Genomic DNA, 12,202 nt, shown 5'->3' with positions numbered 1-12,202 from the left:
AAAGTGAAATAATTTGGCTAAAGCCCATTAAAAACAAACAATTATATCTCCAGCTAAAGCTGGAGGCAATTCAAAAAATCAAATTTTTCAGAAAAACCTTTGTAACTTATTTAGAACCTTCCTGAAAGTCATACTTCATCTTTCTCAAAATCCTCAAGGCCTCTTTAAACGATAAATAAATATTCCCAAAAGGCTTTAAAAGTAATTTAGCGTCAATTAATTTTTGTTTGGCATCATCAAAACCATTCAGATAACAAATCATAAAAGTGGACGGAAGATTTTCGAGATCTTTTAATTCACGTTCTGATAAAGCAATACCTTTTTGCAATTTTTGGAGTAATGCCGTATTTGCATTATAAATATGATATAACATTTTCCTGTTGAATTCCGGAGGCTGAAAAAGCATTTGCCTTTCAATTTTATAATATCCGTTATCAAAAAAATGAATCGTTTGCTGTTCTAACGGATAATAACTTGTTTTGTCGTTTAATCCAAGCGGAACATATTCGGTTATCGTAAAACTATCGTCATCAAAAACTATCGTAACCACATCCTGAGCTGAGTAAAAAAGTTTTATCTGCTCGTTGATCAACTCAATATCTACCCGGGATAAAAAAGTTTTATCACGTGATTTATGCGGAACTCCTGCCCAGCAAATCACGAATAATTCTTTAAAAACATGATATTTTGGCGACATATCTTTGTGCCTGAAATTCATAAAATCGATTACACCATCAAGCGTATATTGAATACTATTTCGGGAACTATTTTCAATTCCAATAACCGTTTCAGTATTCTGGTAGTTTTTTTCGATTTCGCCTTCAACAGGAACCGAATTACTGCCTCGCCGGATAAAAACACTATTGGCCGGAGTTGTATGAATTCCTTTTTTGAAATACGAAATTTTGCTTTTGGGCTTAATCGTAACCAATCCCACAACTTTGTCTTTGGGAAGATTCGGAAACGGTACATTTTCATACTGAATCTTAGGCGGATTTTCCAGAAAAGCATTGACAAGATTCTGGATTCTACTATCGTCAAAAAAATCATCGCCTACAATTTCGTTATCCTGATCTTCAACTCCAACAACGATATAAGAATTATTGGTTGGGTTTGAATTTGATAATGCACAAATGTGTTTTAAAAACTTTCCTTTTCCTTCACGTGAATGCAGGTTCAACTGCCTTTTTTTATCATAAAAACTGCTCTCGTCATTATGAGCGAGTAAATTTTTTATTAAAAGGCGTTTGTTAATCATTTTTTAGACTTCTTAGAAAGTTACATTATTAGACTTCTTAGATTTTCTGAGATTACTTTTTTTCGAGACCTCTATTGTTCTTAGATTTTTAGATTAATTCATCTTAAAATCTAAGAAGTCTAAGTTAGTCTAAAAATGTAATTAATCTGATTAATCTCTCTTAACGATCGTCGACGATGCTTGCGCTGTACTCATCACCATCAAATCGGCAATATTTACATGATATGGTCTTGAAACCACAAAGTGAATAATATCTGCAACATCTTCTGCCTGTAACGGATCAAAGCCTTTGTAGACATTCGATGCTCTGTCAGCATCACCTTTAAAACGAACTTCGCTAAATTCTGTAGCAACCATTCCGGGATGAATTGCTCCAACTCTAATTCCAAATGGATTTAAATCAATTCGCATTCCCGCTGTAATAGCGTCAACTGCATGTTTTGTTCCGCAATATACATTTCCGTTTGGATAAACTTCTTTGGCAGCTGTTGAACCAATATTGATAATATGCCCCGATTTTCTCTCAGTCATTTTTGGAATTATCGCTTTCGAAACATACAAAAGTCCTTTTACATTAATATCAATCATCGCATCCCAATCGTCTAAATCTCCCGTTTGAATTGGATCTAAACCGTGAGCATTTCCTGCATTATTGATTAAAACATCAATAGTCGAAAATTCGGCAGGAAGAGAAGCAATACTTTCAAGAACATTCTTTTTATCACGAACATCAAAAGACAATGAATACACTTCGGTAAAAGTCGAAAGTTCTTTTTCAAGTTCTTCTAAACGGTCTTTTCGTCTTCCGCAAAGGATCACTTTATAGTTGTTTTTAGCCATCAATTGCGCAGTTGCTTTTCCAATTCCGCTTGTGGCACCAGTAATTAAAACTGTTTTTTTCATTCTTTATTTATTTTGTTTTTTTGCCACAGATTACAGGATTAAAATGATTTTTCAATCTGTGAGAATCTTTTAATCTGTGGCTAATATTTTTATCTGAATACTGACACTGAAAACTTAAAACTATAACTATTTTTAAGCCACATCATCGCCCATACTTTCTGTCCAAATTGCGAACCAGTCTTCTTTATCCATTTCCAGTTCAACAGCTTTCATCAGCGATTGAATTCTGGCAACGTTTACTGTTCCTGCTATCGGAATTACTCCCGATGGATGTTTTAAAATCCAGGCAAGTAAAATTGTATCAGATCCAAAACCATATTTTTTAACCAATTCTGAAAGCAGTTTTTTCAAGCGACGAGTTTGTTTTGTATCTTCTCTAAAGACAGTTCCAAGCGGATTCCATGACAACGGGCAAATACCGTGCGTTTGCATATAATCAAAACTTCCGTCAACCATTGGTTCAAAATTTGTTGCCGAAAATTGTACCTGATTGTAACTCACTTCTGTTTTCTGACGAATTAATTCGGTTTGAGAACTCGTGAAATTTGAAAGTCCAAAATCAATAATTTTCCCTTCTGTTTTTAATTTCTCAACAGCTTCTGCAATTTCATCGGCTTGCATTAAAGGACTTGGTCTGTGCAATAAAAAAACATCAACATAATCTGTTTTCAGTTTTTTTAATGATTCTTCGACAGACCAAATTATATAATCTTTAGAATAATCGTAATGCTTAATTGTGTTTTTACGTCCTTCAGTAATTAATTGAATGCCGCATTTGGTGATTAATTGTAGTTTTTCGCGTGAAATTTTGCTGGCATGAAATGCTTTTCCAAAATCAGCTTCTGTGGTATAAGATCCGTAAATGTCTGCGTGATCAAAAGTGGTAATTTTGTTTTCGATACAAATTTGTATCATGTTTTCCATTTCTTTTGGCGTAAGGTTTTTATCCCAAACACCCCAATTCATAGTACCCGAAATTATGGGCGATAATGTTGTTTTACTCATGGTTGTATTGCGTTATTTTTGGTAATAAATATGCTTTTCTGAAACATAATCACCAAAGTTCTTAAAAATATAAAAATAGATTCACAATTAGTCCTTAAAATTAGGTCATTGGTCGAAGTTTTAACCATTCTTTAACATCTTACTTATCAAAAAATATTCAATTTGCACTCTCAAAAGTAAGGCATAAAAATCAAGGTTTTAAAAAGGTTTTAAAAATATTTATATGGAAGAAAATACAACGACTTTAGACATTAGAGCGATAAATGAAAAAATTGAAAGAGAAAGTGCTTTTATAGACCTTCTTACAATGGAAATGAACAAAGTTATTGTGGGCCAGAAACATATGGTCGAGCGTTTATTAATTGGACTTTTGGGACAAGGGCATATTTTGCTTGAAGGTGTTCCGGGATTAGCCAAAACTTTAGCGATAAATACATTGTCGCAAGCGGTTCAGGGTTCGTTTAGCCGTATCCAGTTTACTCCCGACTTATTACCTGCCGATGTTGTTGGAACGATGATTTACAACATCAAAGCAAACGAATTCTCGATTAAAAAAGGACCAATCTTCGCTAATTTCGTCCTTGCGGATGAGATTAACCGTGCTCCGGCAAAGGTACAATCGGCACTTTTGGAGGCGATGCAGGAAAAACAAGTAACAATTGGCGACACAACTTTCAAACTTGATCGTCCGTTTTTAGTATTGGCAACTCAAAATCCTGTTGAGCAAGAAGGAACATACCAACTTCCGGAAGCGCAAGTCGATCGTTTTATGCTTAAAACCGTAATTGATTATCCAAAAATTGATGAAGAGCGTTTTGTAATTCGTCAAAACCTGAAAGGATCTTACGAAAAAGTAAATGCCGTAGTTTCTGTAGAACAAATTTTACGTGCTCAGGAAGCAGTTCGTGAAGTTTACATGGACGAAAAAATCGAAAAATATATTTTAGATATCATATTTGCTACTCGTTATCCAGAGAAGTACAAACTAGCCGACTTAAAACCTCTTATTAGTTTTGGAGCATCACCACGTGGAAGTATCAATTTAGCCGTTGCGGCAAAATGTTACGCTTTCATCAAACGTCGTGGATATGTAATTCCGGAAGATGTTCGTGCAGTTGTACATGATGTTTTACGTCACAGAGTTGGGATAACATATGAGGCTGAAGCCGAAAATATTACTTCTGTAGACATTATCAACAAAATCGTAAACGAGATTGAAGTACCTTAAAAATAGTTTTCAGTTTTCAGTCACAGTGAACACCTTATTTAAGTAAACTGCGACTGAAAACTGCGACTGAAAACTAAAGAAATGGATACAAAAGAGCTTTTAAAAAAAGTACGGAAAATAGAAATCAAAACCAAAAGACTGAGTAATCATATCTTTTCGGGTGAATACCACTCTTCATTTAAAGGGCGCGGGATGACTTTTAGTGAAGTACGTCAATACCAATATGGCGATGACATTCGTAACATCGATTGGAATGTAACTGCACGCTACAATGAAGCCCACGTAAAAGTTTTTGAAGAAGAACGCGAATTGACCATGATGTTAATGGTAGATATTTCCGGTTCAGAAGGTTTTGGTTCAAAAAGTCAATTCAAAAAAGACATCGTCACCGAAATTGCGGCAACGATGGCTTTTTCGGCTACACAAAATAATGACAAAATTGGTTTAATATTATTCTCTGATAATGTAGAGTTGTATATTCCGCCAAAAAAAGGGCGTTCGCATGTTTTGAGAATCATTCGTGAATTAATCGAATTTCAACCAAAAAGCCAGAAAACAGATGTTGGAGCTGCTTTAAAATTTTTATCGGGAACTCAAAAGAAGAAAGCAATCGTTTTTGTAATTTCCGATTTCATGTCTGAAAATTATGAGCAAACCTTAAAAATTGCTTCTAAAAAACATGATATTACCGGAGTTCGGGTTTACGATATTCGCGAAGAAAAAATCCCTAATTTAGGAATGGTTACAATGCTTGATGCCGAAACCGGAAAAATTCAATTGGTCGATACAGGTTCAAAAACAGTTCGAATGAATTACGAAAAACATTATCATGAAAGAGTCAATTATTTCAAGGAAATTTTCAGTAAATCCGGAGCAGGCGTAGTAAACACAAGAGTTGATGAAAATTACGTGACGAAATTACTGGGATATTTCAAGTCAAGATAATGTTTAGATTATTAGACTTCTTAGATTTTAAGAAATATAAAATCCAAAAATAAAATCCGTTTAAATCAGTGTCATACGTGTGCCATAATTAAGCATTCATTTTAGAATAAAATCTGAAATTAAAAAAATCAAATGAAATTAAAGTTTTACATCTTTTTATTTTTACTTTCCTCTGCTGTTTTTGCACAACAAAAACAGATTGAGACGAGCATTGATACTACAAAAAATAAAATTGGAGCCGAGTTTAAGTTAACGCTTAAAACGGTTGTCAGCTCAAAATCGAAAGTTGTTTTTCCTAAACTGAAAACCATTGGACCTTTAGAAGTAATTCAATCTTATCCAATTGACACAGTCAAAAAAAATGACACTTACGAGTTAATAAAAAAATATGGTTTAACACAATTTGATTCCGGAAAATACGTAATTCCAAGTGTTCAGATTCTGATTGACAAAAAACCTTATTTCTCAGATTCTATTCGTGTTGAAGTTGCGAGTATAAAAGTCGATACTTTACAACAAAAAATGTACGATATTAAAGATATTACTGCTGCTGATAACGGCATTGGTGATTGGTGGAAATACATTTTGGCTTTAGTAATTATTCTTGGAATTGGCGCTTTTGTATATTGGTTTATCAAAAAACGTCAGCAGAAAAAAATTGAAGAAGAAGTTTATAAAACTCCAATCGAAAAAGCGACAAGTTTATTAAATAATTTAGAGCAAAAAGAACTTTGGCAAAAAGGTGAAATCAAAGAATATTACAGTGAGTTAACGGATATTGCCCGTAATTATATTGAAGAAGCGATTCATATTCCAGCAATGGAAAGCACAACATCTGAATTGATTCTCGCGATTAGAGATGCTTCGACTAAGAAAAAAATGGCTTTAACTCCTGAAACGGTCGAAAATTTAGAACGCGTTTTACGTCAGGCGGATTTAGTAAAATTTGCAAAATCTAAACCTTTAGAATTTGAAATTACCGAAGATCGAAATAAAATTCAAAAAGTAATTTTAACGTTAGATAACGCTATTCCGACTGAAGTTCCGGATGAAGAAGATCAGTTATTGAACGAAGCGCAAAAACAAAAGCAAATAAAATTACAACTATTAAAAAAACGCAACAAACGTATTGCAACAGCAGTAGGAACAGTTTTGTTTTTAATAATTGCAACAACCGGATTTTTTATTGCTACGAAAGGTTTTAAATATGTTAAGGATAATGTATTAGGAAATGCTTCTAAAGAATTATTAGAAGGCGAATGGGTAAAAAGTGAATACGGAAACCCCGGCGTTGTAATTGAAACTCCGCAGGTTTTAAAACGAATGGACACTCAAAAAGTACTTCCAAAAGAAACAATGGCTTTAATCAAAGAAATGCAGCTTTTTACTTATGGAAGCATGATTGATAATTTCTTCGTAACCGTTTCGACAAGTAAGTTTAAAAACCCTACTGATATTGATTTAGCAAAAGCTTTAGAAGGTTCTCTTAAAGTTATTGAATCTCAGGGTGGACAAAATATTATTGTAAAACAAGAAGATTTTCAAACTAATCAAGGTATTCAGGGAGTTAAAGGATATGGAACAATGACTATTTTAAACCCGCTTGATAAAACAAGTACAAAAGCTTATTATGAACTTTTACTGTTTAAACAAGATCAGGGATTACAGCAAATTTTGATTGTACACGAAGAAGGCGACACATACGCCAATGATATTACGACAAGAATTTTAAATTCTGTTGAACTTAGAAAAGCGGGCAACTAATGAATAAAATAACTTTTTTAAATCCAGAATTTTTTTGGTTGTTTATATTAATTCCAATTGCCATTACATGGTTTTTCTGGAAACGAAATCAGCAAACCGCAACTTTAAAAATGAGCTCGACGCAAGGTTTCAAAAACAGCGAATCGCTTTTAACGAAATTAAAACCTTGCTTGTACGTTTTTAGAGTTATTGGTTTAAGTTCTCTAATCGTTGCATTAGCAAGACCGAGAACGGTTGATATTAGCAGTCAGACTAAAACCACAAAAGGAATTGATATTGTTTTGGCAATTGATGTTTCAGGAAGTATGCTTGCAAAAGATTTAAAGCCAAACCGTATGGAAGCTTTAAAAAGAGTGGCGGCAGATTTTGTGGGAGAAAGACCAAATGACAGAGTTGGACTGGTTTTATACGCTTCTGAAGCCTATACAAAAACTCCGGTTACAAGTGATAAAGCGATAATTCTTGAAGCGATAAAAGGAATTAAATACGATACGACTTTACAAGACGGAACCGGAATAGGAATGGGATTGGCAACCGCCGTAAACCGTTTAAAAAATAGTAAAGCAAAAAGCAGGGTTATTATTTTAATGACCGATGGTGTTAACAATGCCGGTTTTATTGAACCGGAAACAGCATCAGACATTGCAAAACAATACGGAATAAAAGTATATACAATTGGTATTGGAACAAACGGAATGGCAGCATCGCCATACGCGTACGCACCAAACGGAGGTTTTTTATTCAAAATGCAAAAAGTTGAAATCGACGAACGATTAATGAAAAGTATCGCCCGTAAAACCGATGGAACTTATTTTAGAGCAACCAGCAACGATAAATTAGCCGAAATATACAATTCGATTAATAAATTAGAAACTACTGAAATCCAGGAATTAAAATTCTATGATTACGACGAAAAATACAGAGTTTTTGTTTTACTCGCAGCTTTTTTATTATTGTTAGAAGTTGGTTTAAGAAACACCGTTTACAGAAGCTTTATATAAATTTCAGTCGCAGTTCTTAGTCACAGTCGCAGTTCTCAGTCTCAGTTTAAACTGAAATTATAATAAACTGAAAACTGAGACTGAAAACTGAAAACTGAGACCGAAAACTAAAATTAAAAATGGAATTAGACGAAAAAAAATATTTATACCTTTTATTATTACTCCCAATTGTGGTGTGTGTTTTCCTTTTCAACATGTATTGGAAAAGAAAAAAACAGCTTGAATTTGGCGACTTGGAAATGGTAAAAAGGCTGAGCCCTGAAAAATCTGTATTTAAACCGGTATTAAAATTAAGCGTAATCCTTTTGGCACTTGCCTGTTTGATTATCGGATTAGTGAATCCGAAGATTGGGACAAAAATGGAAACGGTAAAACGCGAAGGAATCGACATCGTTTTTGCTGTCGACGTTTCTAAAAGTATGCTTGCCGAAGATGTTGCGCCAAGTCGTTTAGAGAAAAGTAAACAATTGGTTTCGCAAATCATCAACAACTTAGGAAGTGACAGAATAGGAATTGTGGCATACGCCGGAAGTGCTTTCCCTGTTTTACCAATTACATCAGATTATAGTGTTGCCAAAATGTTCCTGCAGAGTATGACGCCGGACATGGTTTCATCACAAGGAACATCACTTGATGAAGCGATCAAATTATCATCGACTTATTTCGATGAAAAGAGCAAAACCAGCAAGTTATTGATTTTAATTTCTGATGGAGAAGATCATTCTGAAGGAGCTTCGACAGCAGCGGAAGAAGCCAACAAAATGGGAATGAAAATCATTACGATTGGTGTTGGAACAGAAAAAGGAGGAACAATTCCGCTAAAAGAAAATGGCGTAGTCAAAAGCTATCAAAAAGATCAAAACGGAGAAACAGTTATCACAAAACTAAATCAGGAAGGTTTAAAAACCATTGCAAAAGCTACAAAAGGCGGTTATGTATATGGCGGAAATACTAAGGAAGTTTTAGAATATGTAAAAAATGCTTTAAACAATATTCAAAAAACAGAATTTGAAGCAACACAAATGGCAGATTTTCAATCGCAATATCAATGGTTCATTGGCTTTGCCTTCTTATTATTGTTTATTGACATTTTTCTTTTAGAGAGAAAAACAAATTGGATAAAAGAGTTGAATTTATTTAACGAAAAGAAATAATAAAAAGTTAGCCACTAATTACACGAATTTACACGAATAAAATTATTTAAACTCTATTTGTAAAATTCAAACACAAAGAATTAATTAGCGATAATTAGTGACATTCGTGGCAAATAAAAAACATAAAAATCAGAATGAAAAATTTACTTCTTTATATTTTACTAACGTTTTCTTTGGCAGTTTCAGCTCAGGAAAAAGACAAGACATTGCCTGATGCCAATGAAGAATATAAGCAGAATAAATTTGTTGATGCTGAAGCTAATTACAGGATTTCAGAATCAAAATTTTCAAAACGTGCAACGGCTCCATACAATTTAGGAAATACTATTTACAGACAAAATCAGGTTTCTGAAGCTAAATTCGCTTACGCGAAAGCGATAAAAAATGCTAAAACCCGACCTGAAAAACATAAAGCTTTCCACAATTTAGGAAATGTTTTAATGAAAGAGAAAGATTATACGCAAGCTGTTGAAGCTTATAAAGAAGCATTGCGAAATGATCCTACTGACGATGAAACACGTTATAATTATGCTTATGCAAAACAAAAATTAAAAGAAAACCCTCCTAAAAACGATAAAAACAAAGACAAAAATAAGGATAAGGACAAAGACAAGGATAAAAACAAAGATAAAGACAAGGACAAGGATAAAAATAAAGACAAGGATAAGGACAAAGACAAGAAAGACGACAAAGGCGATAAAGACAAGGACAAAAAAGATGGTAAAGATGATCCTAAAAAAGACGACAAGTCTGATAATAAAGGAGAACCAAAACCACAGCCAGGCGGAATTTCTAAAGAACGAGTTCAGAATTTATTAGATGCAGTGAACAACGAGGAAAAGAAAGTTCAGGATAAAGTGAACGCTCAAAAAGTAAAAGGCAGTCCTAGAAAAACAGAAAAAGACTGGTAGGATTTTGGGTTAATCGTTTATTTGTTAATCTACTTATTCGACCAAACTGTAACGCTTAAACAGTTAAACAAATAAATGATTAAACAATAAAAAAACGATTAAACAGTTAAAACAAACAACGATTAAACATTTAAATGAGAAGATATTTAATTCTATTACTATTCACTTTTCAAGGGCTTATGGCTCAAGTTCAATTTGAAGCCAGAGTAAGCAAAAATACGCTTGGACTGAACGAAAGATTTCGTATTGACTTCATTATGAATGTTGATGGAGACAATTTTGACCAACCTTCATTTGAAGGATTTAGAATTGTAGGCGGACCAAGTCAGCAAGTAAGTCAGTCCTGGGTAAACGGAAGAAGTTCTTTTCAAAAAATATATTCATATATTTTACAACCCAACCAAAAAGGAACTGCTTACATCAAACAAGCTGCTATAGAATATAATGGGCAAATCTACAAAACACAGCCTATAAAAATTGTAGTTACAAATGCTGTTGCGCAGGAAAGAGATCCTAATGCACAACAAGGTCAGGGTCAACAAGGCGGTGGAAATGAAACATTACATCTAATTGCAGAAATTTCCAAAACAAATCCGTATTTGAATGAACCAATTACTGTGGTTTATAAATTATATTTCAATAATATAAATGTTACCGGTTTTAAGGAATTAGCTAAACCTAAATACAATGATTTCTGGAATCAGAATATAGACATCAAACAATTATCAATTGCAGAAGGAACTTTTCAAGGGCAAAGATGTTATTTTGTTGTCCTGAAAAAGACCATTTTATATCCTCAAAAATCAGGAAGACTTACTATTGAACCTCTTTCATTAGATATTGGCGTACAATTGCCTTCAAATCGTCGTGATATGTACGGTCAGATGATTTTAACAGATGATAACAGAGTTGTTTCGGCTGGAGCCAAAACGATTAACGTGCGTCCTCTTCCGGAAGCATCGAGACCAGAAAGTTTTGGCGGAGCTGTAGGTAGATTTAATTTTACAGTTACACCATCAAAAACAACATTGAAAAGCGGTGAAAGTCTTGATTTAATTGTAAATGCTTCAGGAAACGGAAACATGAAATTGTTTACTTTACCAAAACCTGTTGTGCCTAATGCGTTAGAAATGTACGATCCGGTTCATGACGAGCAAGTAACAACTTCGCTTTCAGGAATGTCTGGAAAAATTACTGATAAGTATTCTATCGTTCCTCAATACAAAGGAAAGTATGCTATAAAAGCGATGCAGTTTTCGTATTTTGACTTGAATTCAGGTTCTTATAAAACGATTACTTCGCCGGAAATCATGGTCGATGTTTTAGACGGTCCTGTTCAGGCGGAAGCCAATACAGCTGCAAACGCTTCTAAAAACGTGATTGCAAAAACAGAACAATTCAAATATATTAAATCGAAAACAACTTTAGTTTCAACAGCAAAAGATGATTTTTACGGTTCTGATTTATATTATATTTTATTATTTGCGCCTTTTATAATTTTGCCAATTATTGTTTTGGCTAAGAAAAGAAAAGAAGCAATTGACGGTGACGTTACCGGAAACCGAATTAAAATGAATAATAAATTAGCTAAGAAATATTTATCTGAAGCTAAAAAACAATTGAATAATAAAGAAGCTTTTTATATTGCGCTGGAAAAAGCGATGCACAATTTCCTTAAAGCAAAACTGCATATTGAAACCTCAGAAATGAGTAAAGACAATATTCGTGAATTACTGTTGTCAAGAAATGCAAATCCGGAATCAGTTCAGAATTTTATTAATCTGACAGAAAACTGTGAGTTTGCACGTTATGCTCCGGCATCAAGCGCTTCGATTCAGCAGGATTATGATAAAGCTGTTTTGATTATTTCGGAACTTGAAAAGCAGATTATTTAACGTAACTTAATTTTACCGCAAAGTTTGCTAAGATATAGATTTAGATTGCGATGATTGTAAGGTCGCAAAGTTGAATTACTAAGTTTAAAAAATCAAACCTGACAGGTTTTAAAAACCTGTTGGGTTTAACAAAAATAA

General features: G+C 33.7%; 10 protein-coding genes. 7 read left to right on the top strand and 3 right to left on the bottom strand.

From position 1 onward, the window contains the following. Positions 1-106: 106 nt before the first annotated feature. The 3 genes from KHA90_RS17350 to KHA90_RS17340 form a co-directional block, all read right to left on the bottom strand. Positions 107-1,258: an ATP-binding protein gene (locus tag KHA90_RS17350; protein ID WP_213303555.1), complete on the bottom strand. Its 1,152-nt coding sequence runs from the start codon at positions 1,256-1,258 to the stop codon at positions 107-109. Between the two features lie 150 nt (positions 1,259-1,408). After that, a complete protein-coding gene (locus KHA90_RS17345; RefSeq protein WP_213303552.1) occupies positions 1,409-2,161 on the bottom strand; it encodes an SDR family NAD(P)-dependent oxidoreductase in 753 nt (250 codons plus the stop codon). 132 nt (positions 2,162-2,293) lie between these two features. After that, positions 2,294-3,166 carry an aldo/keto reductase gene (locus KHA90_RS17340; RefSeq protein WP_213303549.1) on the bottom strand — a complete coding sequence of 291 codons (873 nt, stop codon included), beginning with the start codon at positions 3,164-3,166 and terminating at the stop codon, positions 2,294-2,296. A 223-nt stretch (positions 3,167-3,389) separates the two neighbouring features. On the opposite strand from KHA90_RS17340, the gene KHA90_RS17335 reads away from it, so the two are divergent. From KHA90_RS17335 to KHA90_RS17305, 7 genes are all read left to right on the top strand, one after another. Further along, entirely contained in the window at positions 3,390-4,394 is a 1,005-nt protein-coding gene (locus tag KHA90_RS17335) for an AAA family ATPase (protein WP_072964260.1), read from the top strand. Positions 4,395-4,475: 81 nt separating this feature from the next. Further along, positions 4,476-5,339: a DUF58 domain-containing protein gene (locus tag KHA90_RS17330; RefSeq protein WP_213303546.1), complete on the top strand. Its 864-nt coding sequence runs from the start codon at positions 4,476-4,478 to the stop codon at positions 5,337-5,339. Positions 5,340-5,471: 132 nt separating this feature from the next. After that, complete coding sequence (locus tag KHA90_RS17325) at positions 5,472-7,103, top strand: hypothetical protein (RefSeq protein WP_213303544.1); 1,632 nt, start codon at positions 5,472-5,474, stop codon at positions 7,101-7,103. After that, positions 7,103-8,104, top strand: coding sequence for a vWA domain-containing protein (locus tag KHA90_RS17320; RefSeq protein ID WP_213303541.1), 1,002 nt, complete (start codon positions 7,103-7,105; stop codon positions 8,102-8,104). Before KHA90_RS17325 ends, KHA90_RS17320 begins: the two co-directional genes overlap by 1 nt. Positions 8,105-8,223: 119 nt before the next feature. Then, positions 8,224-9,258, top strand: coding sequence for a vWA domain-containing protein (locus KHA90_RS17315; RefSeq protein WP_213303538.1), 1,035 nt, complete (start codon positions 8,224-8,226; stop codon positions 9,256-9,258). Between the two features lie 134 nt (positions 9,259-9,392). After that, positions 9,393-10,169 (top strand): tetratricopeptide repeat protein, encoded by a 777-nt coding sequence (locus KHA90_RS17310; protein WP_213303535.1) that lies wholly within the window; start codon positions 9,393-9,395, stop codon positions 10,167-10,169. Positions 10,170-10,303: 134 nt separating this feature from the next. Then, on the top strand, positions 10,304-12,064 hold the full coding sequence (locus KHA90_RS17305) for a BatD family protein (RefSeq protein ID WP_213303532.1): 1,761 nt from the start codon (positions 10,304-10,306) through the stop codon (positions 12,062-12,064). Positions 12,065-12,202: the final 138 nt, after the last annotated feature.

Source organism: Flavobacterium psychroterrae (assembly GCF_018380615.1).
Taxonomy (GTDB): Bacteria; Bacteroidota; Bacteroidia; order Flavobacteriales; family Flavobacteriaceae; genus Flavobacterium; species Flavobacterium psychroterrae.
The sequence above is the reverse complement of the archived record's forward strand: the minus strand, read 5'-3'. Positions and strand labels throughout refer to the sequence as shown.